Here is a 25,439-nt window from a genome sequence, read left to right as displayed (position 1 = left end):
GCGCCCGGAGCAGCCCGGACGCTTCTTTTCCTTTATGCTTTCTGCAGCAATTGTTCCATTTCATTCAACTTCTCTTCAAACACGTCCAGTGCAGCAAGAATCGGATCTTTGGAGGTCATATCTACGCCGGCGCGTTTCAACACCTCGATCGGGTAATCACTGCTGCCCGCCTTAAGGAAGCTCTTATAGCGGTCGACCGCTGGTTCGCCCTCTTCCAGGATCTGCCCCGCCAGTGCCTGTGCGGCTGCATAACCTGTAGCATACTGATAGACGTAGTATCCCATATAGAAGTGCGGGATGCGCGCCCATTCCAATCCGATATCGTCATCAATGACGATATTGTCACCGAAATACTTCTTATTCAAATCATAATAGATTTCTGTCAGCTTACCGGCTGTAAGAGCCTCCCCGTTCTGGGCCTGAATATGAATTTCATGCTCGAACTCCGCGAACATCGTCTGACGAAAGACGGTTCCCCGAAAGCCTTCCAGAAAATTATTCAACAGGTACAGCTTTTCTTTGTCACTGTCAACTTTGTTCAAAAGATGATCGTTCAACAGCGCTTCATTACAAGTAGATGCAACCTCTGCCACAAAGATGGAGTAGTTACCGTAACGATATGGCTGGTTCCGGTGCGTGTAGTAACTGTGCAGGGAGTGGCCGAGCTCGTGAGCAAGGGTGAACAAGTTGTTCACGTTGTCCTGCCAGTTCATAAGGATGTAAGGGTTGGTACCGTAGTGGCCGGAGGAATACGCACCGCTCCGTTTTCCTTTATTCTCTTCGACATCGATCCACCGATCTTTAAATGCTGACTGAAGGATCTCCCCGTACTCTTCTCCAAGCGGTTTCAGCCCGTCCAGCACAAGCTTCTGCGCTTCTTCATAAGAAACTTCCATTTCCGCATCCTTAACAAGCGGTGTATATAAGTCGTACATATGCACTTCATCCAACCCGAGGACCTCTTTACGCATTTCTGCATAACGATGTAATAAAGGCAGGCGTTCATGAACCGCTTCAATCAAATTGTCGTATACGGATTCAGGGATGTTGTTGTTATCAAGCTTCGCCTGACGAGCCCGGTCATACTTCCTTACCGTCGCATTGAAATTATTCTTCTTCACATGCCCGCTGAGCGTGGAGGCGAACGTATTCTTAAAGGAACCGAACGTGTCGTACATCGCTTCAAACGCACGCCTGCGTACATCTCTGTCATCTGATTTCAAGAATCCGACATAGCGGCCGTGCGTGAGCTCCACGTCTTCCCCCTTCTCGTTTTTAATCACAGGGAAAGTAATGTCCGCATTGTTAAGCGCTCCGAAGGTCTGGGAAGGATTCGCCCCGATTTCCGAAAAACCAGCCAACAGCTTCTCTTCCTGTTCACTGAGCACATGTGCCCGCTGCCGCGTAATCTCATCAAGGGTGTGTCTGTATAATTCCAACGGCTTGTAAGTATCAAGGTATCCTTTAACCGTACCTTCCGGCAGCGCAAGAATTTCAGGAACGATGAAGCTCATCGCAGAGGCGAGTTTGGTAAACAGCGATTCCGCTTTCGCATTCATCTCCTGATAATGAGAGTTCGTCGTATCCTGATCGTTCCTCATATGGGCATAAGTATATAGACGGCCGATGCGATTCGAAATTTTGTCCTGGAAATCAAGCAGTTTGTAAAGCTGCTCGGCCGATGCTCCTAAATTCCCCCGATAGTTGTCCAGTTCGGGAAGCATTCCCTCAATCGCTTTCAGCTCTTCATACCATTTCTCATCCGTTTCAAATATAGCCTCGAGGTCCCACGTTTTTTCTACAGGAATCTCCTCACGTTTTGGTAATTGTTTCGTTGAAGACATGTCCAACATCCTCCTTCATAAAAAGATCATCTTATAATGGTTTCTCGATTTTTCAAGTAATCCCTTCACAAACCGAAACATTTTATAAACGCCCCAGCTGTGCTAAGGTTTGTTCGTCTTCCTTTAGTCCGGCTTCCATATGGGTATGGAAGGTCAGCTGCCTGTTCTTCACCCACTTATTCTTCCCTGTTTTACGCACGATATTTAAAGCGTGGAGCTGCTCTAAATACTGCATGGAAAGCGAAGGCTGATAACCATTGATCGTCTCTGGGACTTCCACTTCGGGTAATTCAATGATTGTTTCATACGAAGCAGGAAGAAAATGTTCAATCAAAAGTTTCGTCTGCCATAGATACGCCTTCCCTCCCAGCTGTACCTGTCCCGGCACCGGGAGAAATGCAGCACTTGGAATCAAAGAGAAGTGAAGACCTTTTAAGTATAAATACTGGCGGTATTGACGCTCGGAAGAACTTTCCTCTTTACGGTAAACCGTGCGATTAACATACCACATCTGCTGTAAATAATCATGGAAAACGTTTCTAGGAAAGGGGGCTGGGGAGGAGAATAACTGCGGAAAAGAGAGGTGTGAAAGAGGGACTTTCTTTATGCTGCCTATCGTCATTCCCATACCGAGAGAGCCTTGCGGATAGACGAGAATTATCTCTTGTTTGGAAATATCGAGAAAAAACAGTTGGTACCCGTGAGGGAAGTGATACATGCAAGTACGGAGGAAATCATTGAGGATAAAGCGATGGGGGCCTTTTTGACAAAAGTGACGGCTGCTGAGAATCCACAAAGGGAAGATTCCCATCGATTGATACGCTTTTGTTCGTTTTATAATGTCTTTTTGGGGAATGCGTGAACATTGGTACTCCAAGGCGATCCGTCTGCGCGGCAGAGTCAGCAATACGTCCGGGCGCTTCCCATTCGAAAGCCTCTTCTCTATTGCTGCCTCCTGCCCCTGCTGTTTAAGCCAGTGGAACAGCTGCCACTTTCCGCGCTCATGCTCCTCTGTTTCCCCTCCACTCCCTGCCGCACACTCACTGTCAGGACGATGGGCGAAGTGCGGGGTCACCTTATTTCCGGCTCTGATCAGGACTCGCTCCTTACATACAGAGCAATGGTACGTGTCGTTTCTCATGGAATCAATCATACTTTTGGATACTTGGTACAGGGATAGAATTTCCCCTTTGCTGTCTAACGCATACATCAACAGCTTCACCTCCACCCCTACCTTTCGACAAAAGAAAGTCCTTCCCCTTTTTATCAAATAAAAAAAGCACACAAAACTGTGTGCTTCTTGCATCAATCAACAGGGAAGTGCTGTTTGATGGAAGATAAGGCGTCTGCTTCGAATATGGTTTTCCCATACTCTTCAAGCCTGTGTATAGTCAGAGAAGATTCCTGGCCATACTCCATCAATTGACTCAGAATATTTTCCTGGTCGTCATCACTCATATTTTCATCTTGGAATTGAATATATAGATAGTATCGATCCTCGAAATGGAACAACTTCTGCTCCATACTTTCCGGTGAAGATACGTAGTGACTTAATTGAATGATGTCTTCGAAATCCTGGAACTTCAACGTAAATGCTAAAGGCTCGTCAGAATCGATTTCCTCATCCTCATCTTCATCATCCTGATCATCTTTCGCATGGAATTTATCATCCAATAATGATTCCAGCTTATCGTCAATCGGCAGATCGATTTCTTTCCCGTCTTCCTGAGGCAGTTCAAGCTTTTGGCCGTCTTGAGACACTTGGGCTTTCGTGACAATTACCTCTAGGCCTTTGTCCATTGCCTGTACTTGAATCCAAAGCGGACCATCCGCGTGGAAATTCTCCTGGTCGTTGACTTCATCCATCATTTCCCAGAACAACTGCTCACTGCGCTCACGGTTATACCAGATCTCTTCTCTGTCGAAACCTCTTTGCTCAACATCTTGATATGTTACGTAAAACTTCACGGTGTTTTCATTGATACGTTCAATTTCCATAACGTCTCTCTCCCTTCTTATCATGTTTTAAGGGGGAAGGGAACACTCACCCTTGCGTTCGTTTTAGAACCTTACCCGTTAGGCCCTGGCTTCAACCGTTGAGATGTGTAGAAAGTAAGGGTTGATGTATTCCTATTGTATGACAGGAATGTCTAAATGGAAAACAAATTGCTCGAATTCAGCATATAACCATATAAGACATGAATATCATGACAATAAGGCCGTCTTACCGGGTGGTTGAGTTATCATTTTAGCCTATTCCCCTAAGTTTGTCACTACATAGCCAGGAGGATTATCACATGAACTGGGACTTGCTTGAACCACTGTTGATCATCATCAGTATCGATATTATTCTCGGCGGAGATAATGCGGTCGTCATCGCACTCGCGAGTCGAAACCTCCCCCCGGAACAAAGGAACAAGGCCATCATCCTCGGGACAGGCCTCGCGGTCGGCGCCAGGGTGCTGTTAACGATGGTTGCTCTTTATCTTCTCCAAATTCCTTATCTTCAATTAATCGGAGGGCTGTTACTTTTCTATATCGCCATCAAACTCTTGACAGACAATGACGAAAACGACCATATCAAAGCCGGTGACAGTCTGTTCGCAGCTGTTAAAACCATCGTCTTCGCCGATATCGTCATGGGATTCGATAATGTGCTTGCTATAGCAGGTGCCTCGCACAACAACATCATCCTCGTTGTGATCGGTCTGCTCGTTTCCGTCCCAATCATCGTTTGGGGCAGCAGGATTATCCTTCATTTAATGGACAAGTTCCCGATGCTCATCTATTTCGGTGCCGGCATTTTGACCTTTACAGCGGCAGAAATGGTGCTGGAAGACCGCCATGTCCTCCACTTTGCAGAGCAAATGCCTATCATCCACCAAGTGTTCGCTCCTTTCATGGTCATTTTGGTTATTACATTAGGATATTTCGCGAACAAAAGGAAGGGAACGGCGATATGAAAACCGGGCTCGAACCATATAAAAAGAAAAAAGCTGGAGAGGCTACCGCCTTCCAGCTTTCTTCATTTATTAATTGACTAAGCGTTGTGCTTCTTTCAATTGGAACGTACGAACGCTGCGTGGAAGGAATCGACGAATTTCATCTTCGTTGTATCCTACTTGCAGACGTTTGTCATCCAGAATGATTGGACGGCGCAGCAGACCAGGGTTTTCTTGAATAAGATCGAACAAATCCTGCATCGGCAGCTGGTCAAAGTCCACTTTCAATTTTTGGAATACCTTAGAACGTGTGGAAATGATCTCTTCCGTTCCATCCTCAGTCATACGAAGGATTTCCTTGATCTCGTCCAACGTTAGCGGCTCAGAAAAAATATTTCGTTCCGTATAAGGAATATCGTGCTCTTCAAGCCAAGCCTTTGCTTTACGGCATGATGTACAACTTGGTGAGGTATAAAGTGTAACCATATAGATACTTCACTCCTCAATAATTTATGGTGTTATTTAATTACTTCTTTCTTTGTAATCAATATAATCTAACCTTGATTCTACTATAACACATCTGTCAAGCATTATCTATATAAAGTTCAACAAATATGTGACAATACGATTCAAAGCGCGTTTCCTTTAAAGAATTACCCGTTTTATCACACCGTTAAACATAAAAAACAACCATTCTGCATTTTTTTCATTTTCAACTACGTGTTTTTATTGAAAATACCCGCCTTAGGATGGCGGGTATTTGTTCTATAGATCAGTTTTTCGTTTTGTCCAATTCCTTTATGATATTCTCCACATCTCTATCTTCATCTCTGGTCAGCACTTCATCCACGTGCTGATACGATTTCCCGTAGAACTCTTCGTCCTTGTAAGTATGGATTTCCGTGTACATCGCTTTCATTTTTTCGTAAATCTCTTCTTCGGAAGCATCTTCCGGTGACCAGTAGAGAATTTCCATGGCATTGACTTCGTTCGTTGCAAGAGACCTTCGTGTATAACCAATGGATTGGGCGTGTTTAAAGCCTTCCCTTTGATAGAAGCGGAGTCTTTTCTCCGTATCCGTGTCGGTATAATCGACCGGTTCTACTTCCAGGATGATCGGCTTTCCTTTCGCTTTCATTTTCTTGATGAGTTTGTGACCAAGTCCCTGACCACGTGAAGCAGAGGAGACATATACATAGTCGATGAAAAGGAAAGTATCGAACTCGGCATACATTAAAACGTGATGCTCTCCTTCATCTTTAAAATATACGTCGCTTTTCTCTTTCAATAGTGCTTCCATGTGTTCTTTTGATTTCATTTCCTCAACAGGAAAATACTCGTTCAACTTCTCATACCAATTCATTGATCTACTCCCTTACAATTTGTCCCTTTTATTATAACGAATAATTCAACTTATGTTAAATGGCGCCGGATGCGCTCCTGCTGTTTTTAGGATATGGAACTGCCATCGATCTATTCAAACGGCCACAAGTATTAATACCCTGTTCTCAAGAAGATCAAACACCAAAAAAGGACCAGATTCCTCTGGTCCTCCCCTTTAATTCATCGGCGTATAGTCGACATTGCTGGTGTAATTGTTACCGGCATTCCAAAGCAGGAATTCATCAATACCGTTTTCATTCAACGCTTTGATCTGTGCTTCCACCTCTGCTTTTCCGTACTGCTTCATCGCTCCCGAATACAGCCACGGCGCCTCAAAATCCTGAAGCCAAGGACGTGAAGTCGGCTTGTCATCCAGTTTCCCCAGCACTTCATTTTCCACCTTGGCATATTCATCAATCAGACGGTACGGTTCTTCGTCGGGTTTGGCAATACCGAAGTAGGACCCCCAGTGACTTGGATAGATCATTGATGAAATGACATCGACATTGCTTGATATTTTCGAGAAGTTCTGCCCGATATTCGGAGCTTCCGGAATCGTCGCCGCATAGCCGAAGATGTCAACAGAGACATCGACATCGTAGGCTTTCAATTCACCCTTCGCATATTCGACGAAATCGGTGACCGCCTGGACTCGTTTCTGTACATGATCCATCTCCAAATCCGCATACTTCCCTTGACCGTATGTAAGGATGTCTTCCCTTTCTCCGAAACCTTCCGGGAAACGGACGTAGTCGTACTGGATTTCCTCGAAGCCGAGCTCTGCCGCCTGTTTGGCAAGCTCCACATTATACTCCCACACTTCTTCCATGAACGGGTTCACGAAAGATTCCCCTTTGCCGTTCTTCCACACTTGACCGTTTTCTGTAAAAGAAAGGTCCGGTCTTTTTTCAGCGAGCAGACTGTCCTTGAATACGACAACACGTGCGATAGGATAGATACCTTTCGATTCAAGCTCCTCAAGCATCGCCCGCGGATCATCGATGAACGGCTCCGCCACTTCTGCATAAGGGGACCCTTCTTCCGGCTCAAACGTGATGTTTCCATGGTCTTCTTTAATATCGATTACCATGGCATTCAATTCTGTATCCTCCACGAGCTTCGTAAGTTCTTCCATCTTCGCACCGCCTGCTGAAGGACCTGTTACATAAATCCCCCGGACGGCATCCGGATACTCGAAGTCAAGTCCCGACTGATACGTGAACCTTGCTGCTTCCCCGGAATCCGGCAAGGCTTTAATTCCAAGCTGCCGTTCCGTCATGATGCCGGCTTCTCTTACTTCTTTATTATCTTCCTCTTCTGCCTGGACATATGAGAACGGAAGAACCACTCCTGCCAGAATGGCAGCCGCACATATCCCAAGCCTGCGAAATTTCCTCATTAATAACCTACTCCCCTATCCTCTAGATACTCTTCATTATAAAGAAGGTTGTAATTATATAACAGGGATGGAAACGAATTTCTTCCAATTTTCTACAAACCCCTTCTCCAACAGACACGGCCGCAAAAATAAAGACACCTGCCGAATCGGCAGGTGTCTTCTTTCTTTATTGATGTACGACACCATATTCTTTCTGGTATTGCTCGAATTCCTTTGTCGTACATAACACGAAGTGACCTGGACGGACTTCACGGAATTCCGGCTCTTCACTCGTATCGTGCTTGCTAGGGTCATACGTGAAACGCTCACGGTTGCGCTCATAATCCGGATCCGGAAGAGGGATAGCGGACAAAAGCGACTGCGTGTACGGGTGGATCGGATTCTTGTAAAGATCATCTGCATCAGCAAGTTCCACCATTTTACCGAAGTACATAACCCCGATTCGATCACTAATGTATTTCACCATGGAAAGGTCGTGGGCGATGAACAGGTACGTCAAACCTTTATCCTTCTGAAGTTTCTTCAACAGGTTGACCACCTGTGCCTGGATCGACACGTCAAGAGCAGAGATCGGCTCATCGGCAATGATGAAGCTGGGTTCTACTGCAAGCGCCCGTGCGATTCCGATTCTCTGGCGCTGTCCGCCGGAAAATTCATGTGGATAACGGTTGGCGTGCTCTTTGTTCAATCCGACCGTTTCCAGCAGTTCATATACGCGCTCACGTCGAGCTTTATCGTTCTCTGCAAGTCCGTGAATGTCCATCCCTTCAGCGATGATGTCCTCGACTTTCATCCGCGGGTTAAGAGACGCATACGGATCCTGGAAGATCATCTGCATTTCCCGGTTGAATTTTTTCAAATCCTCCCGACTTTTCTTACCGTGGACGTTCTCTCCATCGAAGATGACCTCTCCGTCTGTTGCATCATAAAGACGGATGATCGTGCGCCCGGTCGTCGATTTCCCACAACCGGATTCTCCAACAAGCCCGAACGTTTCGCCTTTATAAATATCAAAGTTCAAACCGTCTACAGCTTTGACGACACTGTTCCGACCAGTTTGGAAGTGCTGCTTCAAATTCTTGATTTCAAGTAGTTTCTCTCGTGTCATACACGTTCACCTTCCGATTCACTCTTTGACTTCGCCATACCTTCCATCCGCTTCTTAACTGCAGCAGGCGGATCGATATCCGGAGCATTTTCATGCAGGAGCCACGTTGCTGCGTAGTGGGTATCACTCACCTTGAACATCGGCGGCTCTTGTTCGAAGTCAATCTTCATTGCGAATTCATTTCTGGCTGCAAACGCATCGCCTTTTGGCGGATGCAAGAGATCGGGCGGAGATCCCGGAATGGCATAAAGCTCTTCATCTGCACTGTCCAAAGACGGCATAGAGCCGAGCAGTCCCCATGTGTACGGGTGTTTTGGATTATAGAAGATATCATCTACCGTACCGATCTCTATGATCTTACCAGCGTACATGACAGCAACTCTGTCCGCGACATTTGCAACGACGCCGAGATCGTGTGTAATGAAAATCGTAGCAGAATCTGTTTTCTTTTGAATCTCTTTCATCAACTCAAGGATCTGTGCCTGAATCGTTACATCAAGGGCTGTGGTCGGCTCATCCGCGATCAACAGTTTAGGGTTACAGGCAAGGGCGATAGCAACGACAACACGCTGTCTCATTCCACCTGAGAATTGGTGCGGATACTGCTTTATACGGTTCTCCGCATCAGGGATTCCGACAAGCTCAAGTAATTCGATCACGCGTTTACGCGCTTCGGTCTTACCCATTTTTTGGTGCTTGATCAAGCCCTCCATAATCTGGTTTCCGACTTTCATCGTCGGGTTCAAAGACGTCATAGGGTCTTGGAAAATCATAGATATTTCTTTCCCGCGGATTTTCTGCATTTGCTTTTCGCTCATTTTCACCAGGTCACGGCCCTCAAAAAGGATTTCTCCTTCTTTGATGCGCCCGGGCGGCTTCGGAATCAGCTGCATCAGTGCTTTCGTCGTTACAGATTTACCGGAACCGGATTCGCCGACAATCGCCAGCGTCTCCCCTTTTTTCAAATCGAAGTTAACCCCACGTACAGCTTTTACTTCACCGCCGTAGGTGTCAAATGATACATGCATATTTTTTACTTCTAGAAGTTTTTCCATCTTGTACACCTACCTCCTACTCGCGCATCTTCGGATCAAGTGCATCACGAAGACCGTCTGCAAGCATATTGAATGCAATCATGATAAGCGAGATTACAATCGCCGGGAACAACAGGATGTGCGGATAAATCTGAAGGGATTTGAATCCGTCATCAATCAGCGTTCCAAGTGATGCTGTCGGCGTCGGCAGTCCGAGACCGATGAAGCTCAAGAAGGCTTCGAAGAAAATGGCACTTGGAATCGTAAACATCGTATTGATGATAATCAATCCGGTTACGTTCGGTACCAAGTGTTTTCTCAGAATGCGATTATCCTTCGCTCCAAGCGTTTTCGATGCGAGCACAAATTCCTGGTTTTTCAATTTCAGCACCTGGCCTCGTATGATACGGGCCATCGATATCCACCCGGTGATCGTCAAGGCTATCGTGATGGATAAAATACCCGGCTCGAGTATTAAAATCATCAGGATGACGACAACGAGGTTCGGAATTCCCATCAGAATTTCAATGACACGCTGCATATAGTTATCGACGCGGCCGCCGTAATAACCGGAAATACCACCGTATGCAACCCCGATTACCATATCAATCGCTGCTGCCAGTAAGGCGATATACAAGGAGATCCTCGTTCCCATCCAAGTCCTTGTCCACAAATCACGTCCAAGACCGTCTGTCCCGAACCAGAATGATTCATCATTCATATCTTTAGCACCGTAAACGTCGTATACGGCCTCCACCTCTGCAGGCTCCCCGTTGGAACCATCATTCAAAACTTTCGTCTGAATGAAATCTTCCTGGTTGTTGAAACGCATCATCGCTTTCGTTTCAGCTTGTTCAACTGTACCGGCGCTTTGTACGGAAGTCAGCGTACCATCCATACCAAGCCAGCCGAGCCCTTCCACTTTAGGTGGCATCTTCGCACGGGACAAATCCTGCTCATACTGTCCATAGTCATTCATGTATGGACCAAAGATCGCCATGACACCTAAGGCAATCAAAATGAACAGCCCGATCATCGCACCTATATTCTTGCGAAGGCGGATGAAAGAATCCTGCCAGAATGACAGGCTGGGTCTTGAAATACCTTCGTTATCCTGTTCTTTCGTATTGACGGGTACAAATAAATCTTTCGATGGTTTTTGATTATCCATATGGACTACTTCCCTTCTGCCAGTCGGATTCTAGGATCAATGATTCCATAAAGAAGATCAATGATTAAGATAATGACAATAAACAGGAAGGAGATTAACAAGGTTGTCCCCATGATAATCGGAAAGTCATTCGTATTGATCGCTTTAACGAATTGTTCACCAATCCCAGGTACGGCGAAAATATTCTCGATGACAAGCGTACCGGTAATCAAGCTGACCGCAAGTGGCCCCAGTACTGTAATAAGTGGAATCAACGCATTCCGGACGCCGTGTTTCAATACAACTCCGAATTTGTTGACACCTTTCGCACGTGCCGTTGTGATATAGTCTGAGCTCATGACTTCAAGCATTTCCGTCCGCATGAAACGAGCGGCAATTGCTATCGGGAATATGGCAAGGGCTACGGTAGGAAGAACCGTGTACTCCCAGCTTCCCCAAAGAGCAACAGGGAACCAACCAAGTTTTACACCGATGTAATATTGAAGAATACCTGCAAATACGAAAGAAGGGATAGATTTCCCGATGACTGCAATGAATGTCGATAGGTAATCCATGAACCCATTATGATAAATGGCCGATATGATTCCGAGAAGCATCCCGAAAATCGTACCGATGATCATCGCTTGCACGCCGAGCTGCATAGACGGGCCGACCCGTTCCATCATGATCGTCGTCACTTCACGATTATCGAATTGGAAGGAGATTCCCAAGTCACCTTGAGTCAAGTTGACCATGTAATTAAAATACTGTACAGGAACCGGGTCATCCAATCCGTACTTCTCCAACACAACCTGCTGTTGCTCTTCTGACAATTTATCTGCAGCACTTAGGGGAGTACCTGGTAAAAACTTCATCAGGAAGAACGTAAAGGTTGCAATAAGAAACATCGTTATAACCATATAGACCAATCGTTGTAGTATATAACGTGCCATATGAACACCTCCGTTTAAGTAAACCCTATCTCTTATTTTTCTATCTCTGTCGAAATTAACTGAATTTTGTTTATAATTAGAATATTTCCTTTTCAGGGAAAAAGAGAGCATATGCCAACGCGCTGGTCATATACTCTCTCCCTTATAAAAGAAACTTATATGTGGTTAGTATGGTGCGCGCTATTATTTACCTTCGATATAAGCATACTTGTAAGTGTAGTCAGGTCCCATCGGGTTGACGATTACACCTTTAAGATACGGCTTATAAAGTTGTGCCTGAGCACGTTGGTAAAGTGGAGCAAGGACTGCATCTTCCTGGATCAAAAGTTTCTCCGCTTCAAGAAACGCTTCGAAACGCTCAACCGGCTCAAGAGCTAGTTCGTTGTTCGCTTTTTCAATCAACGCATCATATTCTTCGCTGGAATAACCAGTCATGTTATTTCCACCGTCTGTTACCCACATGTTCAAGAATGTGTTCGGATCGATGTAGTCAGGACCCCATCCGGAGTTCTGAAGCTCATAGTTCATGCTTGTGTCACGCTCAAGACGCTCTTTGAAAGGTACGGAAGTGACGTTAACAGTCAAGCCTTCCAATTTCTCAAGCTGGTCTTTGATGTAAGCATCCATCTGCTTGGCAACTTCTGTATCGCCGCCAAGGTATTCCAATTCAAGTGTATCTTGACCAAGCTCTTCTTTAGCCGTAGACCAAAGCTTCTGCGCTTCATCAAGGTTGTACTCGATCAAGTCACCGTTAAGATCGCGGAAGTCTTCTCCGGATTCCGGATGGTTCGCGAACTTGGCAGGAATGTCACCAACTGCAGGGATGGAACCGTTGTTCAGAATAACGTCAACCATGCTTTGACGGTCGATCGCCATTTGAATCGCTTTACGTGCATTTACGTTACCAAGAATTTCGTTTTCCTGGTTCATCTTCAAGTAGAACAATGTCGGCTCTTCTTTGACGCCGAACTCTTCAGAAGTCTGGTACTGATCGACGAACTCGGAAGAAAGGTTCACACGATCGACTTCCCCAGTTTCATAAAGGTTTACAGCCGTTGCTGTATCTTTAACAACTTTGACGTTGATTGTATCAAGCTTCACGTTTTCTGCATCCCAGTAATCTTCGTTCTTCTCAAGCGTCCAGCCTTCGCCGTGGTTCCACTCTGTCATAACGAATGGTCCGTTATAGACAAGCGTGTCCGCTTCAAGCGCATATTGATCGCCCTGTTCTTCAACGAATTTCTGGTTCAATGGAAGGAACGTACCGAACGTAGTCAAAGACTCGAAATAAGGAATCGGTTTTTCCAACTCAACTGTCAATGTATAATCACCGTCTGCTTTTACTCCAAGATCTTCAACTGGAGTATCACCGGCAGCAATTGCTTCTGCATTTTTGATTACGCCACTCATCATATATGGACCATACTCGGAAGCAGTATCCGGGTTAACCGCACGCTGCCATGCATATACGAAATCGTTCGCTGTTACAGGATCGCCGTTTGACCAGACAGCGTCCTCACGAAGAGTGAATGTCCAAGTAAGACCGTCTTCACTTACTTCATGTTCTGTAGCGATACCAGGTTCCGCTTCTGCACCTTCACCAAGACGATAAAGCCCGTCCATTGTAGATCCAAGGAATTGGAACGCTACTGCGTCCGTAGCAAGAGAGGAATCCATTGTAGGAATCTCTGCTGTGTCATAAAGGTTAAGTACTTGCTCGCTGTCTGGTGATGCTTCCCCATCAGACGAGCTGTCGGATGAATCGTCTGAAGAACCAGACGTATCGTCCCCGCCGGAACATGCCGCGAGGAACATGCTTAGTACCAGTGCCAGTACTAGCAGTAACCAATTTGTCTTTTTCATGTAGAAAATGACCTCCCCTAAAAATTTTCTAAAAATTTGCCGTGGCTCGTTGTCCACATATCGAATTATACAAGTTTTCTAACTATTTTGCATTACCTAATTTTTCGAAAAGACACAGAATTCCCATCATTATTACGTTTCAATGACACTAAATGAGTCTTTTTACCTAGTTTATTTTACAATGTTAAAGACTGAAAATAACTAATTATAAGGACTAATGTATAAAAAATGATTAGGTATCGGGAAAGGTTATTATTTATCCCAGTTCCTCATGAAAGGAAATGCATACCCCATTCAAAATAGAATTTTCAGTCTATTGAATCCGCTTTACAATTCCATAAGGTAAGGGTACATGCTATAATTGGTACGAATTTGTATGAAAGGTGTGACCTTTGTTGAGTATCATAAGAAATAAGTGGCTGATGATTCTTTTTAACTTCGCCCTGGTCACAGGACTCTTCTTCCTGTTGTCTCCAGAGCATGATTTATTCCATTATATAAATCAATTGTTCTATCTTGCTTATTTCTACTTGTTCATCGGTATTCTTATGTGGGTGATCCGAGGCGGGTTCTTTGACGGAATCGCATACGGCTTTCGCCGGTTTTACAGTACGATGTCCAAGCAGAAGGATTATCTGGACGATTGGAAAGAGAAGCCCCTTCCCTCCCAAACGATCGGGCGGTCCTGGCTGCGCTTCTTCCTCTTTCAGGGAAGTGTATTGACCGTAGGACTTCTTGCTTTACTCGTTTTTTATTATCAGGGATGAAGAGTTGATGGAATGCGATTTCTGCGATATAATTAGAAACTACTTAAATAGGACTGAAATGCTTGGATGAAGGATAAGTACATCTGTCTCCCCATTCATACAGAGAGGTTGCGGCTGGTGGAAGCAATCATGGGAACGGGTTGGAATTGGGCCTTCGGAGCATCTTTTGACGTAAATCGGCGTTAACGATTGAAGCTGACCTGTATCGCATACAGGTAATTAGGGTGGCACCGCGGTATATTCGTCCCTTCCATGTTATTGGAAGGGGCGTTTTTGTATGCAGAAACGAATAATTCATAGAGGTGATGACAAATGAAGACAATCTTTTCAGGGATTCAACCAAGCGGAACGTTGACACTAGGGAACTATATCGGAGCAATGAAGCATTTCACAGATTTGCAGGATGACCACAACTGTTACTTCTGTATTGTGGATGAACATGCTATAACCGTTCCACAGGACCGGCTGGAACTCCGCCGGAACATCCGCTCTCTTGCGGCGTTATACCTGGCTTCCGGTATTGACCCGGATAAATCAACGCTGTTTATCCAATCCGAAGTGGCCGCACATACGCAGCTTGGGTGGATGCTCCAGTGTGTCAGCTACATTGGGGAATTGGAGCGGATGACGCAGTTTAAAGATAAGTCGGCCACGGGAAGTAAAGAAGGAGTTTCTGCCGGCCTGTTGACTTACCCACCGCTGATGGCATCCGATATTCTTCTGTACAACACAGATATCGTCCCAGTCGGGGAAGATCAAAAACAGCATTTGGAGCTCACACGTAACCTGGCGCAGCGCTTCAACAATAAGTACAATGACATTTTCACAGTGCCGGAAGTACGGATTCCAAAAGAAGGCGCACGCATCATGTCGCTTCAGGATCCGACGAAGAAAATGAGTAAATCGGACTCCAATCAGAAGGCATTCATTTCCATGCTGGACGATGAGAAGAAGATTCTTAAAAAAATCAAGAGTGCCGTGACGGATTCCGATGGAGTTGTCCGTTACGATAAAGAGAATAAGCCGGGCGTCTCCAATCTGTTGACCATTGAATCCGTCTGCAGTGGTACACCGATCGCTGATTTGGAACAGAAGTACGATGGGAAAGGCTACGGAGACTTTAAACAAGGGGTGGCTGATGCTGTCATCGCTGTACTGAAACCGATTCAGGAACGTTATGAAGCACTGATCGATTCCGATGAATTAGACGATATACTTGATCAGGGAGCAGATAAAGCATCGTATGAAGCACAGAAAATGCTTCGTAAAGCAAAAAAAGCAATGGGCCTCGGTCGCGTGAAGAAGAAGTAAAGAGAAAAAGCCAGAATTGAGTGGTGTTACTCAATTCTGGCTTTTCATATGCTGTGAAACACGTTCCTGTTCACCCTGCCAAATCGTTTCAAAGAAAGGCTGCCCTTTTACCATCTTCCGGCACAGCTCCTCATGAATCATCGACCAGCCTCTGCACGTACCTTCATATAAACGGTCCCACGCTTCTTCTGTAGAAAATTCTTTGATAATTGGATATTGGGACGGATCCCATTCAGTCAGCCAATATCTGATTTCCTCTGGATGATCCGAGTGTTTCAACTGATCGAGCGCCATCATCAACAACTGCTTCAACTGCCGTTCTCTACGCGTCAAACCGGACATTTTTCCTGGTGGAAGTGAAAGAATATGATGCTCCTTCCACGCACTTCCTTCTATTGAATAGGTTTCCGGTACTTTTCCCTGAACCATCTCGAATACTAAACGCTCCTGTCTAGGTATGAGACGGCTCTTCTTCACGGGAAGAGTATAACCAATCGTGTCAAAGACAATGATGTCCTTTCCATTCGTGACGACAGCTGCGTATTCGACCGTGTGCCGCTCCTGATTTTTCTTCATGTACGTCTTTCGGTGGATCGCTTGCAGAAAGGATGCCGGCAGGTCTTGTAGATCGTTCTCAATAAAATGGAAAAGTTCATCATTCACCAGAACTAAGGGTATCTGATCGATCAACTCGATCCCATCTTCTTTGCGCCATTCATGGAACCGGCACACGTTATACCCATTCTCTTCACCTTCGAACCAGTTCACCCACAGATCATGCATGTATAACATTTCGGACCCTCACTTTCACTTCAGTGATCTCTTTTGGTTACATTATGACCATTGGTGGCTTTTTTATTCTTTACAACCATATTTTAGAAAATTAATCTTTCATGAGAAGCAAAGCTGTCGTAATGAGCAGGATGCCGGCAGGGAATAAGTAACATTCCACCCGGGTCCGAATCAGAATAAAGAACTCTATCCAACTCATACCGGCCGGGACGAGGTTCAAATACGTAATCGTCACCGTTCCACCGGCGACGGCAAATCCGAATCCAGTTAAAAGCAGCAGCCAATACCACATCCGCCTCATCCCCTTCTCCTTGTCCTCCTATGAATATCTTATGAATGTTAGTCATGGGACATGCGGGTATTTGCTCTTAAAACCTGGTCTTTACTTCCTTTCCATTTAAAGGTACATTTATATGGAACAGGTATCATGGACGAAAGGATGATGATCGTTGTCACAGAAACGCACCTTGCGAAAAAGGCGGAGAAAGCGCCGTAAACGCAAGGCCATACTTGCAATCCTGTCTTTAACGTTCTTATTGTTTATTAGTTATTCTGCCTATGAATATTTATCCGGGAAGCATGAAGCGATGGAAAATCAGGCTTCAGCGGAAGATGGAGAAGGAATCGATTTCGAGGAAAGCCCCTACAAGGATTCTTTCCGGGGCGTCGATAACGGAGACGAAAAGATGACGATTCTGCTGTTAGGAACAGACCAGCGAGGAACGGAAACGGCTCGGACAGATACGATTATGCTGGCTGAATATAATAAAGAGAATCAAGATGTAAAGATGGTATCCTTAATGAGAGATACGTACGTGGATATTCCAGGGCACGGATACAACAAGCTCAACGCAGCCTTTGCCATCGGTGGTCCTGAGCTTCTCCGGGAAACGATTGTAGATAATTTCGCAGTTGAACCGGAGTACTATGCGATCGTTGATTTCAAAGGATTCACCCATATTGTGGACACGCTCGCTCCGGACGGTATTGAAGTGGATATCGATAAGGATATGTATTACGAAGCCGGCGGTGACGGCACAAAAATCGATTTGAAAGCCGGAAAACAGCAGCTTGACGGGGAAGAATTGCTCGGCTACGTAAGATTCCGCAGTGATATCCGATCGGATTTCGGTCGTGTGGAAAGGCAGCAGGAAGCAATCGGATTGTTGAAAGATCAGCTGGTATCCTTCAGCGGTGTCCTGAAAGCACCACGCTTAATCGGTACGGTCCAGCCTTATATTGATACAAATATCGAAGGGACCAAGGTGGTGGATATAGGGAAGGATATCCTGCTTCACCCTCCCGAAGATATCGAGACACTCAGCATTCCGACAACGGACAACGTTTGGAACGAACGAAAAGAATATCCAATCGGATTAGTACTCAATCATGACGAAGATAAAACACAGAAGACGCTCCGCGCCTTTCTGGACGGAGGTACGGAAGAACCCGAGAGCCCTTGAGGCTTTCGGGTTTCTTTATTTGCTGACAAAGGTGTGATGGAACATCTAAACCCATGTGATTCTTCCTTCTAATAAAGGATAATAAGACAAAAAACCCGACAGCCTCGTGGCTGCCGGGTTTTAATCAGTCTTGGTATTTCTGGAAAATCAGGGTCGCGTTGTGACCACCAAACCCAAGCGAGTTACTCATAACCGTATTTACTTCCTGTTTTCTTGCTTCGTTCGGTACGATATCAAGATCACACTCCGGATCAGGTGTTTCATAATTGATCGTCGGTGGCAGAATGCCGTCATTGATGGCTTTCAGTGAGATGACCGCTTCCACTGCTCCTGCCGCTCCAAGCAGGTGACCCGTCATTGACTTCGTCGAAGAAATAGCAAGCTTCTTCGCGTGCTCTTGAAAGACAGTTTTCGTTGCAAACGTCTCAAACTTATCATTAAGCTCCGTGGACGTACCATGGGCGTTTACGTAATCGACAGCTGTCGGTTCAAGACCGGCATCTCCCAACGCCTGTTTCATGGCACGGGCCGCTCCATCGCCTTCCGGTGCCGGTGATGTGATGTGGTAAGCATCTCCCGTAGAGCCGTACCCTGTAATTTCACCATAAATTTTCGCACCACGCTTCTTCGCTGACTCCAACGTTTCCATAATAAGAATTCCTGCGCCTTCTCCCATGACGAATCCGTCACGGTTCTTATCAAAAGGCCGGCTCGCTGTTTTCGGATCCTCATTCAAGGAAAGCGCACGCGCAGCGGCAAAGCCTGCGAAGGACATTTTGTTCATTGGTGCTTCCGTCCCGCCGGCAATCATGATGTCAGCGTCTCCACGCTGAAGTACCTTGAACGCATCACCGATCGAGTTGGCGCCGGATGCACATGCCGTAACGGTACAAGAGTTAATGCCTTTCGCACCTAGAGAGATAGATACTTGTCCAGCGGCCATATCAGGAATCATCATCGGGATGAAGAACGGGCTGACACGACGGTATCCTTTCTTCTGGAACGTCTCGAACTGGGATTCATATGTTCCCATTCCTCCAATACCGGAACCGATCCAGACTCCCGTACGAGGTGCAATCTCATCCGTAATTTCAAGGCCGGCATCTTCCACCGCCATGTGGGAAGCGACCATTGCATATTGAACAAATGGGTCCATCTTCCGTACTTCTTTACGTTCGATGTACTTGGAAGGGTCAAAATCTTTGAGCTCTGCCGCGACGTGTACCGGGTAGTCCTCTTTGTTTACTTTCGTAATTTCGCCGATTCCAGAAACACCGTTCTTAATACTCTCCCACAATTCGTCTACTGAGTTACCGACGGGGGTCACCGCCCCCATTCCGGTAATGACTACTCGTCTTTTATCCATGACTATTCTATTCCTCCTTGGTTACTTGCCCCATCGAAGGGCAACGGCTCCCCATGTGAGACCGCCGCCGAATCCGACAAGAACGACTAAATCGTTTTCTTTTATTTTACCTGCCTTCACATCTTCTGACAAAGCGATTGGAATCGATGCAGAAGATGTGTTGCCGTAACGCTTCACAGCTGTGGACATTTTCTCTTCCGGAATGCCCAGGCGCTGCCTTGCTGCTTCCATTATTCTTATGTTTGCCTGGTGCGGGACTAAGTAATCGACATCCTGCTCACTAAGGCCGATTTTTTTCACGACATTGACAGAGGATTCCGGCATCTGGCGGACAGCAAATTTGAATACTTCCCGTCCATTCATGTAGATGACATCTTCCGGTGTCTGATAGAGGTTCGATCCTCCGCTACCGTCGGATCCAAGTTCGAAGGAAAGGATCCCCTTATCTTCACTTACCGGGCCGATGACAGCAGCTCCCGCTCCATCTCCGAAAAGGACGCACGTATTTCGATCGGTCCAATCCGTAATCTTGGAAAGTTTCTCTACACCTACCACCAGCACATTCTTATAGGCATTTGTCTCAATATACTGTTTGGCCGTGATAACCCCGTACATGAATCCTGCACACGCAGCACTAAGATCCATCGCTGCTACTTTAGGTGCGCCGAGGCTTTTCTGAAGCTTTGTCGCTACAGATGGAAATGGTGTGTCCGGAGTAACGGTGGCAACGAGGATCATATCCAGTTCTTCCGCTTTCATATCCGCATCTTCCAGCGCAGCTTCAGCTGCACGAAGTGCCAAGTCGGACGTATCCATATCGTCGGACGCGATCCTGCGCTCTTCGATCCCGGTACGTGTCCGGATCCATTCGTCACTTGTATCGACTATTTTCTCTAAATCTTTATTTGTAAGAACTTTTTCCGGTGCGTAGTGCCCGACACCTAAGAATCCTGCTCTCATATGTTCATCCCCTTAAGGTAATATCTGAATATCTATTATCAATTCTTATGACTTGGTACTAATTTTAATTCATCTCCATTTATTCTGCAAGTCGCAAAAGGAGCGAAGCAGTGCGCAGCCCACAAAATATAAGGGTTTCTGTCATAAACTGCATGTAGAGGGAGGTGCAGTGGATGGAGAATAACAGAAAGTCTCCTTTCGATAATTTCTGGGGGTTTAATCCGTCAGAAGAGCGCAAAGAGAAAACGACAGAAACAGAAGGTCAATCCAAACCAAACTGGCCCGATTTGTTTGAAGAAGCATCAAAAACTTGGAAATCCGTGTCACCGATGATCAAGCCGATGTTCGACCGTTTTAAGAAATAACAAAAAAACTCGGGGGCAAAACTCCCGAGTCTTTTCAGATTGCTGAGAAACTTAAACGGATAAGAAAAGATTAATACATAGGCAGCAATGGTTGAAAGAAAACGTGGCTTTGAAAAATACAAGGGCAATCCCGCCCCTCACATCCCCCAACCACTTCTTCATCATGCTGAAAAACTGGCGAGTAAACAACTCCCGAGTTTTTACCGGTTTGGCAATTCTCCTGTCTCTTCATAATAAGCGACTGCTTCATCCATCTCTTTCTGAAAACCGACAGGAACATCAGAGCTGTAGGTGCCCATTTCGATCGCTCCTTCTTGAAAATCAAAGGTCAGCGACCCTCCCGTCAGGTTTCCGTCGACATATCGCTCCATCACCAGTTCATACACTTCATCAATCCGCTGGATGGTACTTGTTAATACGGCGTTCTCTGCAACGGAAGACCGGTCTTTCACATAACCGATGGCATACTTCCCGTCCTGCTCTGCCTGCTTGATGATGGAGATATCGAATAAATCACCCGCAGGGTAAAAGACATCCGCGCCATTTCTCTGCATCGTGCTGTAAATTCCAAGAGCCGTCTGTGTGTCACTCCAACTGTTGGTGAGAGACACAGAAACATCTGCTTCCGGATTCTGATAGAGTACCCCCTCATAGAACCCCTCTAATTCCGGCTGCCATTCGAATGCGCCGATCAAACCGATTTTATCGGATTTTGTCATCTCTCCAGCAACCATCCCTGCGAAGAAGCCCATCGCCCGCGAACTGAAATTAAGGCTGGTGACATTATCCGCTGAGAATTCACCATTAAAATAAACAAATTCCACATCAGGAAAAGAAGCATGGAGCTCTTTAAAGTGACTCTCATAAATATTTCCGTGCCCGAAGATGATATCTACGCCCTTATGGACAAGATCCTCGACGGCCGCTGCCGTCTGATCATACGTTTTTATATTCTCCTTATAGTAGACGTCCGCATCAAACTCTTGCTCAATCATCTGAAGCCCCTCATATCCACGCTCCCCGAAGCCTTGATCATCCGCCGTCGTTTCGAGCAGCATGCCGACGTCTGAATGTTCGCCGTAGCCCGGGAATGATCCGCACCCTGCCAGAAGAACGAGGACGCATAGAAATAGGCCGTATCTTCTTTTCATTGTCAGCACCCCTGTACAAACCCGCTGGTTCCTTCTTTTATCATTATTCTACATGTTTCGATAGAAGAAAGTAAAACAGCGATTAGTAAAAAACAGGGTCAGACACGTTCCAGGAGCTTCCGACAGCGCCAGGTTGCTTCCACTCTCTCCTCCAAAGACTCCTCTTCCATATTCCGGGTGAGGTAGGACGGAAGCAGCGTCTTAACGAAGTCTCCGACGTACACTGCTTCCGTCTCCTCTATCCATTTTCTTAAATCTCCTTTCTCCTGGAATGAATGGTCCGCCATCGGCATCCACTCTCCATAAAGAGCCGGGATTTCCACTCTCTCCTCTCCTTCGGATGTCACAATCCTCACCTTCCCTTTCTTGATATCCACCTCGACTTCTGATCCACTATTATGCATATGGTTCTCTTTGTCCGATTTCTGAAAAAAGTGTTGAAAGTTACTGTTTCTGCCGACGTACATATATAAAAGATCACTCCGCTTGTCTTTGATCGGATCGATCCCTATAACTACATGCCCTTCCTGAAGAAGCTCTTTACACACGTGATACCCTATCCAATGAAAACTGGGATGGACAACGACTACCACAGCTCCGCCCCCTTCCTCTTACTGTTACCATTTTATTCACACTTCCCTTGAATCATGAAGCGATTTCATATTTCTTTTTCTTCCTCGTTCTGCTAAGATAGACGTTAGAATGGATAAATGAGGTGAACATTGATGCGGATGATTTGGACGATTGTTTGGGCCTTTCTTTTAAGCTTCATGTCTGCTTATGTAGTCAGTAACATGTCAGGAAGCGACTTTGCTTTCTCGCAGGTAATTACGATGACCATCCTTTTCACCCTTGCTGCTGTGGTATTGGGAGAAGGTCTCATCAAAGACGAAGCATAAGTAGTAAACGTTGCTATCAATCGATGGCAGCGTTTTTTTCATACCGGATACCATTTTCCCTGTACAAAAATGGTCGGCATTACTCATTACATAGCAACTCGACAGCGTTATAGTGAACGGGTGAGTTTTTACTTTCAGGAGGATTTAATGATGGAAGAAATTTGGCTTTTGATTAAATATTTGTTTTTAGGAATATTTCAGGGTTTCACAGAACCAATACCGATTTCCTCAAGCGGGCACCTGGTCATCGCACAAGACCTTCTTGGAATTAAACTAGAAGGTCTGAGCTTTGAAGTACTCGTCAACTTCGGTTCCTTGATCGCCGTTTTGATCATTTACCGCGAGGATCTGCTCCGGCTGATCCGGAATGGGATCGGGTACATCATCAGTCGTGATGAAAGACAGAAGGATGACTTCGACTTCATCATTTATTTGATCATCGGTACGATCCCGGCAGGTGTGTTGGGTATTCTGCTCGGCGATGCTATCGAAGGCTTATCCACTGTTAAAACAGTGGGGATCACCTTGATCATTACCGGTATTGCCTTATGGCTGATCCGCAACATGCGCGGTCGCAAGGGAGATGCCCAAATGACTTGGAAGGATGCTGTCATTGTCGGTTTAGGACAGGCAGTCGCTCTTATACCGGGAATCAGCCGATCCGGTGCTACAATCGTCGCCGCCATGTTCTTAGGAATGAAACAGGAAACCGCACTTCGCTTCTCTTTCCTTTTATACATTCCGGTGAGCCTTGGAACGATGCTCCTCTCCATTGAAGATGTATTCGCCAGTGCGGATTCAGGAAGCGTGTGGCTTGCGTATGGGCTTGCTTTTCTTGCATCCATCGTTGCCTCCTACTTCTCTCTCCGTTGGTTCATGAATATCATGGCCAAGGGAAACTTGAAGTATTTCGCCTTTTACTGTTTCATCGTCGGTGGACTGGTCGTTCTATTCCTGTAAAAAGTAGTCAGAAAGAAAAAAAGGCTCCGCGTTTCCATAACGCGGAGCCTTTTCTCATAAAGGGGATGTTCCGCTTCATCCTCCGCTTACAGGCGGGATAAAAGCTATCGTATCTCCTTCTTTTACGATCGTTTCTTTTTGAGCGAATTCTTCATTGACCGCTGTCATACTTGTCATAACCTGTTCCACACCAAACTCCTGCCGCACCGTTTCCTTCAAGTCCTCTACTGTTAAACCCGCCGCATCAAAGGACCATTCTCCTTCACCGATTTGTTCCTTTAAGCCAGCAAAAAAAAGAATACGATTCACATTCCATCCCCCTTCCCTGGTACACCGGGGACGATTTCTTTTTGATCCCCGATCCAGCTGTCGCCATCTTCCCAATGTTCTTTCTTCCATATTGGGACAATCTCTTTTATCCGTTCAATTGCGTATCTGCTCGCCTCATAGGAATCAGCCCGATGCGGGGTCGAAACAGCAATGACGACCGCGATATCGGATATTTCAAGACGGCCGGTCCGGTGGACGATCGCCGTTTGAATGTCCGGCCATCGTTCTTCCATTTCCCGGGCAATCTGCTCGAGCTTCTTCTCCGCCATAGCGGTATAAGCTTCATACTCCAAGTAGAGCGTCTGCTTTCCTTTAGTAAACTCCCTGACCGTTCCGATGAACGTATTGATGGCTCCTGCTTCCGGCCTTGTAACTGTATGGACAAGAGAACCGACATCAATCGGTTCTTCTGTGATCCAGCACCTCTTCTCCCCCATCAAGATTCCCCCTTAGCAAGTTCCAGCACTTCCGGTAAGCGTTTTCTCCAATCTTTCAGAGCGATAACGGAATGAGAGACATGAGCCGTCAACGTTTCATCCCACGTGATGACGAGCTTGATGTTTGTCAAGTTATCCAACAGTTTCAAGTCTTCCACCCTTTTGATGATGACCGCCTTCGGGTAGTGCTCTTCCTTATATCCTTCCACCGTAATTAAATCAGGCGAAAAATGGCGGTAAATATCCACTAGATGGTCCAGAGCGAAATCATCATCATGGGACAATTCCATCTGGAACCGGCGCGGGCTGTCTACCCCTGTTAAGAATGAGCCGCATTCATGAAGACGGTAGCTGTCCGTTTCATGGTGCATCACTTTTAACGGCTCTTCATGAGTATGGTGCTTGATTGCCGCGATTTTCTCGCCACGATCCGTACCATAGGCGATCAAATCCGACAATAAGGTGGTTTTTCCACTGTTTTTATATCCGACGATTTGAAACACTGGTGCACGTTCCATATCTCTCCCCTCCTTCATAAGCGTAATATGTAAAAACCCCTGCCGTGTTACCTACGGCAGGGGCGGACCATCCTTCGATCAATCCGGAATACCAAGAGCGATTTTCGCGTAGCGACTCATACGATCCTTCGTCCAAGGCGGATTCCAGACAATATTCACCGATATCTCATTTAGTTCAGGAAGGTCTGCAAGGCAGCGCTTTACATCCTGTTCAATGTGACCGGCCAGCGGGCAGCCCATCGCAGTCAAGGTCATCGTTACCTTTGTATTGCCATCCTCATCTATATCGACGCCATAGACTAAGCCTAAGTTCACGATATCAATGCCGAGTTCCGGGTCAATGACATTCTCAAGGGCACCCATTGCGTTTTCTTCTAATGCAGTTCTATCCACTTTTGTTCCCCCTTCACAATTGTTCAAACCTTATTATAAACAAAAATCCTG

The 25,439-nt window shown here is 46.0% G+C and carries 28 protein-coding genes and 1 other annotated feature; of the genes, 7 read left to right on the top strand and 21 right to left on the bottom strand.

Annotated elements, in window-relative coordinates; genetic code table 11:
• Positions 1-32: 32 nt before the first annotated feature.
• The 3 genes from pepF to mecA form a co-directional block, all read right to left on the bottom strand.
• Positions 33-1,844: an oligoendopeptidase F gene (gene pepF, locus M662_RS05930; RefSeq protein ID WP_026578367.1), complete on the bottom strand. Its 1,812-nt coding sequence runs from the start codon at positions 1,842-1,844 to the stop codon at positions 33-35.
• Positions 1,845-1,926: 82 nt separating this feature from the next.
• Positions 1,927-3,054, bottom strand: a complete 1,128-nt coding sequence (locus M662_RS05925; RefSeq protein ID WP_026578366.1) for a competence protein CoiA — start codon at positions 3,052-3,054, stop codon at positions 1,927-1,929.
• A 95-nt stretch (positions 3,055-3,149) separates the two neighbouring features.
• Complete coding sequence (gene mecA, locus M662_RS05920) at positions 3,150-3,842, bottom strand: adaptor protein MecA (RefSeq protein ID WP_008638737.1); 693 nt, start codon at positions 3,840-3,842, stop codon at positions 3,150-3,152.
• 299 nt (positions 3,843-4,141) lie between these two features.
• On the opposite strand from mecA, the gene M662_RS05915 reads away from it, so the two are divergent.
• A complete protein-coding gene (locus M662_RS05915) occupies positions 4,142-4,807 on the top strand; it encodes a TerC family protein (RefSeq protein WP_026578365.1) in 666 nt (221 codons plus the stop codon).
• Positions 4,808-4,876: 69 nt separating this feature from the next.
• On the opposite strand, the gene spxA is transcribed toward M662_RS05915, so the two are convergent.
• The 8 genes from spxA to M662_RS05875 form a co-directional block, all read right to left on the bottom strand.
• Positions 4,877-5,272 carry a transcriptional regulator SpxA gene (spxA, locus tag M662_RS05910; protein WP_008638741.1) on the bottom strand — a complete coding sequence of 132 codons (396 nt, stop codon included), beginning with the start codon at positions 5,270-5,272 and terminating at the stop codon, positions 4,877-4,879.
• Positions 5,273-5,558: 286 nt separating this feature from the next.
• A complete protein-coding gene (locus M662_RS05905) occupies positions 5,559-6,149 on the bottom strand; it encodes a GNAT family N-acetyltransferase (RefSeq protein ID WP_008638742.1) in 591 nt (196 codons plus the stop codon).
• A gap of 195 nt (positions 6,150-6,344) precedes the next feature.
• Positions 6,345-7,568, bottom strand: coding sequence for a putative glycoside hydrolase (locus tag M662_RS05900; RefSeq protein WP_026578364.1), 1,224 nt, complete (start codon positions 7,566-7,568; stop codon positions 6,345-6,347).
• Between the two features lie 166 nt (positions 7,569-7,734).
• Positions 7,735-8,676: an ABC transporter ATP-binding protein gene (locus M662_RS05895; protein WP_008638745.1), complete on the bottom strand. Its 942-nt coding sequence runs from the start codon at positions 8,674-8,676 to the stop codon at positions 7,735-7,737.
• Positions 8,673-9,731, bottom strand: coding sequence for an ABC transporter ATP-binding protein (locus M662_RS05890; protein ID WP_008638747.1), 1,059 nt, complete (start codon positions 9,729-9,731; stop codon positions 8,673-8,675). Before M662_RS05890 ends, M662_RS05895 begins: the two co-directional genes overlap by 4 nt.
• Before the next feature lie 16 nt (positions 9,732-9,747).
• On the bottom strand, positions 9,748-10,881 hold the full coding sequence (gene opp3C, locus M662_RS05885; RefSeq protein WP_008638749.1) for an oligopeptide ABC transporter permease: 1,134 nt from the start codon (positions 10,879-10,881) through the stop codon (positions 9,748-9,750).
• Positions 10,882-10,886: 5 nt separating this feature from the next.
• Positions 10,887-11,813 (bottom strand): oligopeptide ABC transporter permease, encoded by a 927-nt coding sequence (gene opp3b, locus M662_RS05880; RefSeq protein WP_008638751.1) that lies wholly within the window; start codon positions 11,811-11,813, stop codon positions 10,887-10,889.
• A 183-nt stretch (positions 11,814-11,996) separates the two neighbouring features.
• Positions 11,997-13,676: a peptide ABC transporter substrate-binding protein gene (locus M662_RS05875; protein WP_008638753.1), complete on the bottom strand. Its 1,680-nt coding sequence runs from the start codon at positions 13,674-13,676 to the stop codon at positions 11,997-11,999.
• Between the two features lie 395 nt (positions 13,677-14,071).
• On the opposite strand from M662_RS05875, the gene M662_RS05870 reads away from it, so the two are divergent.
• Together M662_RS05870 and trpS are read left to right on the top strand one after the other, a co-directional pair.
• Entirely contained in the window at positions 14,072-14,443 is a 372-nt protein-coding gene (locus tag M662_RS05870) for a DUF3899 domain-containing protein (RefSeq protein ID WP_008638755.1), read from the top strand.
• A gap of 54 nt (positions 14,444-14,497) precedes the next feature.
• Positions 14,498-14,695: a binding site (T-box leader), on the top strand.
• 60 nt (positions 14,696-14,755) lie between these two features.
• Entirely contained in the window at positions 14,756-15,754 is a 999-nt protein-coding gene (gene trpS / locus M662_RS05865) for a tryptophan--tRNA ligase (RefSeq protein WP_026578363.1), read from the top strand.
• A gap of 30 nt (positions 15,755-15,784) precedes the next feature.
• Here trpS and M662_RS05860 read toward each other — a convergent pair whose 3' ends face one another.
• Both M662_RS05860 and M662_RS05855 read right to left on the bottom strand, forming a co-directional pair.
• Entirely contained in the window at positions 15,785-16,546 is a 762-nt protein-coding gene (locus M662_RS05860) for a YjbA family protein (RefSeq protein WP_008638759.1), read from the bottom strand.
• A 91-nt stretch (positions 16,547-16,637) separates the two neighbouring features.
• Positions 16,638-16,847 (bottom strand): YuzI family membrane protein, encoded by a 210-nt coding sequence (locus tag M662_RS05855; protein ID WP_236096540.1) that lies wholly within the window; start codon positions 16,845-16,847, stop codon positions 16,638-16,640.
• A 148-nt stretch (positions 16,848-16,995) separates the two neighbouring features.
• Here M662_RS05855 and M662_RS05850 point away from each other — a divergent pair, with 148 nt between their 5' ends.
• A complete protein-coding gene (locus M662_RS05850; protein ID WP_026578362.1) occupies positions 16,996-18,009 on the top strand; it encodes an LCP family protein in 1,014 nt (337 codons plus the stop codon).
• 124 nt (positions 18,010-18,133) lie between these two features.
• Here M662_RS05850 and fabF read toward each other — a convergent pair whose 3' ends face one another.
• Together fabF and M662_RS05840 are read right to left on the bottom strand one after the other, a co-directional pair.
• Entirely contained in the window at positions 18,134-19,375 is a 1,242-nt protein-coding gene (gene fabF / locus M662_RS05845; RefSeq protein WP_008638763.1) for a beta-ketoacyl-ACP synthase II, read from the bottom strand.
• A 21-nt stretch (positions 19,376-19,396) separates the two neighbouring features.
• Positions 19,397-20,335: a beta-ketoacyl-ACP synthase III gene (locus M662_RS05840; RefSeq protein ID WP_008638764.1), complete on the bottom strand. Its 939-nt coding sequence runs from the start codon at positions 20,333-20,335 to the stop codon at positions 19,397-19,399.
• A gap of 173 nt (positions 20,336-20,508) precedes the next feature.
• Here M662_RS05840 and M662_RS05835 point away from each other — a divergent pair, with 173 nt between their 5' ends.
• Positions 20,509-20,700, top strand: coding sequence for a hypothetical protein (locus tag M662_RS05835; RefSeq protein WP_008638765.1), 192 nt, complete (start codon positions 20,509-20,511; stop codon positions 20,698-20,700).
• Between the two features lie 200 nt (positions 20,701-20,900).
• On the opposite strand, the gene M662_RS05830 is transcribed toward M662_RS05835, so the two are convergent.
• Complete coding sequence (locus M662_RS05830) at positions 20,901-21,851, bottom strand: BMP family ABC transporter substrate-binding protein (protein WP_008638766.1); 951 nt, start codon at positions 21,849-21,851, stop codon at positions 20,901-20,903.
• 98 nt (positions 21,852-21,949) lie between these two features.
• Positions 21,950-22,444 (bottom strand): hypothetical protein, encoded by a 495-nt coding sequence (locus tag M662_RS05825; RefSeq protein WP_008638768.1) that lies wholly within the window; start codon positions 22,442-22,444, stop codon positions 21,950-21,952.
• A 132-nt stretch (positions 22,445-22,576) separates the two neighbouring features.
• Here M662_RS05825 and M662_RS05820 point away from each other — a divergent pair, with 132 nt between their 5' ends.
• Both M662_RS05820 and M662_RS05815 read left to right on the top strand, forming a co-directional pair.
• Positions 22,577-22,750 (top strand): YjzD family protein, encoded by a 174-nt coding sequence (locus M662_RS05820; RefSeq protein WP_008638770.1) that lies wholly within the window; start codon positions 22,577-22,579, stop codon positions 22,748-22,750.
• Between the two features lie 150 nt (positions 22,751-22,900).
• Positions 22,901-23,710 (top strand): undecaprenyl-diphosphate phosphatase, encoded by an 810-nt coding sequence (locus M662_RS05815; protein ID WP_008638772.1) that lies wholly within the window; start codon positions 22,901-22,903, stop codon positions 23,708-23,710.
• A 75-nt stretch (positions 23,711-23,785) separates the two neighbouring features.
• Here M662_RS05815 and moaD read toward each other — a convergent pair whose 3' ends face one another.
• The 4 genes from moaD to M662_RS05795 form a co-directional block, all read right to left on the bottom strand.
• Positions 23,786-24,019, bottom strand: a complete 234-nt coding sequence (gene moaD / locus M662_RS05810; RefSeq protein ID WP_026578361.1) for a molybdopterin converting factor subunit 1 — start codon at positions 24,017-24,019, stop codon at positions 23,786-23,788.
• Positions 24,016-24,477 (bottom strand): molybdenum cofactor biosynthesis protein MoaE, encoded by a 462-nt coding sequence (locus M662_RS05805; RefSeq protein ID WP_026578360.1) that lies wholly within the window; start codon positions 24,475-24,477, stop codon positions 24,016-24,018. Before M662_RS05805 ends, moaD begins: the two co-directional genes overlap by 4 nt.
• Complete coding sequence (gene mobB / locus M662_RS05800; RefSeq protein ID WP_008638778.1) at positions 24,477-24,995, bottom strand: molybdopterin-guanine dinucleotide biosynthesis protein B; 519 nt, start codon at positions 24,993-24,995, stop codon at positions 24,477-24,479. The genes M662_RS05805 and mobB overlap by 1 nt, the downstream gene beginning before the upstream one ends.
• Positions 24,996-25,073: 78 nt before the next feature.
• Positions 25,074-25,358 carry a metal-sulfur cluster assembly factor gene (locus M662_RS05795; RefSeq protein ID WP_369815262.1) on the bottom strand — a complete coding sequence of 95 codons (285 nt, stop codon included), beginning with the start codon at positions 25,356-25,358 and terminating at the stop codon, positions 25,074-25,076.
• Positions 25,359-25,439: the final 81 nt, after the last annotated feature.

The organism is Bacillus sp. SB49 (genome assembly GCF_000469135.2).
Classification (GTDB): Bacteria; Bacillota; Bacilli; order Bacillales; family Halobacillaceae; genus Halobacillus.
The sequence above is the reverse complement of the archived record's forward strand: the minus strand, read 5'-3'. Positions and strand labels throughout refer to the sequence as shown.

What these genes read in the sequence shown, in the direction of transcription:
- pepF (WP_026578367.1), bottom strand. Translation starts at nt 1,844, where the DNA reads ATGTCTTCAACGAAACAATTACCAAAACGTGAGGAGATTCCTGTAGAA.
- M662_RS05925 (WP_026578366.1), bottom strand. Translation starts at nt 3,054, where the DNA reads ATGTATGCGTTAGACAGCAAAGGGGAAATTCTATCCCTGTACCAAGTA.
- mecA (WP_008638737.1), bottom strand. Translation starts at nt 3,842, where the DNA reads ATGGAAATTGAACGTATCAATGAAAACACCGTGAAGTTTTACGTAACA.
- M662_RS05915 (WP_026578365.1), top strand. Translation starts at nt 4,142, where the DNA reads ATGAACTGGGACTTGCTTGAACCACTGTTGATCATCATCAGTATCGAT.
- spxA (WP_008638741.1), bottom strand. Translation starts at nt 5,272, where the DNA reads ATGGTTACACTTTATACCTCACCAAGTTGTACATCATGCCGTAAAGCA.
- M662_RS05905 (WP_008638742.1), bottom strand. Translation starts at nt 6,149, where the DNA reads ATGAATTGGTATGAGAAGTTGAACGAGTATTTTCCTGTTGAGGAAATG.
- M662_RS05900 (WP_026578364.1), bottom strand. Translation starts at nt 7,568, where the DNA reads ATGAGGAAATTTCGCAGGCTTGGGATATGTGCGGCTGCCATTCTGGCA.
- M662_RS05895 (WP_008638745.1), bottom strand. Translation starts at nt 8,676, where the DNA reads ATGACACGAGAGAAACTACTTGAAATCAAGAATTTGAAGCAGCACTTC.
- M662_RS05890 (WP_008638747.1), bottom strand. Translation starts at nt 9,731, where the DNA reads ATGGAAAAACTTCTAGAAGTAAAAAATATGCATGTATCATTTGACACC.
- opp3C (WP_008638749.1), bottom strand. Translation starts at nt 10,881, where the DNA reads ATGGATAATCAAAAACCATCGAAAGATTTATTTGTACCCGTCAATACG.
- opp3b (WP_008638751.1), bottom strand. Translation starts at nt 11,813, where the DNA reads ATGGCACGTTATATACTACAACGATTGGTCTATATGGTTATAACGATG.
- M662_RS05875 (WP_008638753.1), bottom strand. Translation starts at nt 13,676, where the DNA reads ATGAAAAAGACAAATTGGTTACTGCTAGTACTGGCACTGGTACTAAGC.
- trpS (WP_026578363.1), top strand. Translation starts at nt 14,756, where the DNA reads ATGAAGACAATCTTTTCAGGGATTCAACCAAGCGGAACGTTGACACTA.
- M662_RS05860 (WP_008638759.1), bottom strand. Translation starts at nt 16,546, where the DNA reads ATGTTATACATGCATGATCTGTGGGTGAACTGGTTCGAAGGTGAAGAG.
- M662_RS05855 (WP_236096540.1), bottom strand. Translation starts at nt 16,847, where the DNA reads ATGAGGCGGATGTGGTATTGGCTGCTGCTTTTAACTGGATTCGGATTT.
- fabF (WP_008638763.1), bottom strand. Translation starts at nt 19,375, where the DNA reads ATGGATAAAAGACGAGTAGTCATTACCGGAATGGGGGCGGTGACCCCC.
- M662_RS05840 (WP_008638764.1), bottom strand. Translation starts at nt 20,335, where the DNA reads ATGAGAGCAGGATTCTTAGGTGTCGGGCACTACGCACCGGAAAAAGTT.
- M662_RS05835 (WP_008638765.1), top strand. Translation starts at nt 20,509, where the DNA reads ATGGAGAATAACAGAAAGTCTCCTTTCGATAATTTCTGGGGGTTTAAT.
- M662_RS05830 (WP_008638766.1), bottom strand. Translation starts at nt 21,851, where the DNA reads ATGAAAAGAAGATACGGCCTATTTCTATGCGTCCTCGTTCTTCTGGCA.
- M662_RS05820 (WP_008638770.1), top strand. Translation starts at nt 22,577, where the DNA reads ATGCGGATGATTTGGACGATTGTTTGGGCCTTTCTTTTAAGCTTCATG.
- M662_RS05815 (WP_008638772.1), top strand. Translation starts at nt 22,901, where the DNA reads ATGGAAGAAATTTGGCTTTTGATTAAATATTTGTTTTTAGGAATATTT.
- M662_RS05805 (WP_026578360.1), bottom strand. Translation starts at nt 24,477, where the DNA reads ATGGGGGAGAAGAGGTGCTGGATCACAGAAGAACCGATTGATGTCGGT.
- mobB (WP_008638778.1), bottom strand. Translation starts at nt 24,995, where the DNA reads ATGGAACGTGCACCAGTGTTTCAAATCGTCGGATATAAAAACAGTGGA.
- M662_RS05795 (WP_369815262.1), bottom strand. Translation starts at nt 25,358, where the DNA reads ATGGGTGCCCTTGAGAATGTCATTGACCCGGAACTCGGCATTGATATC.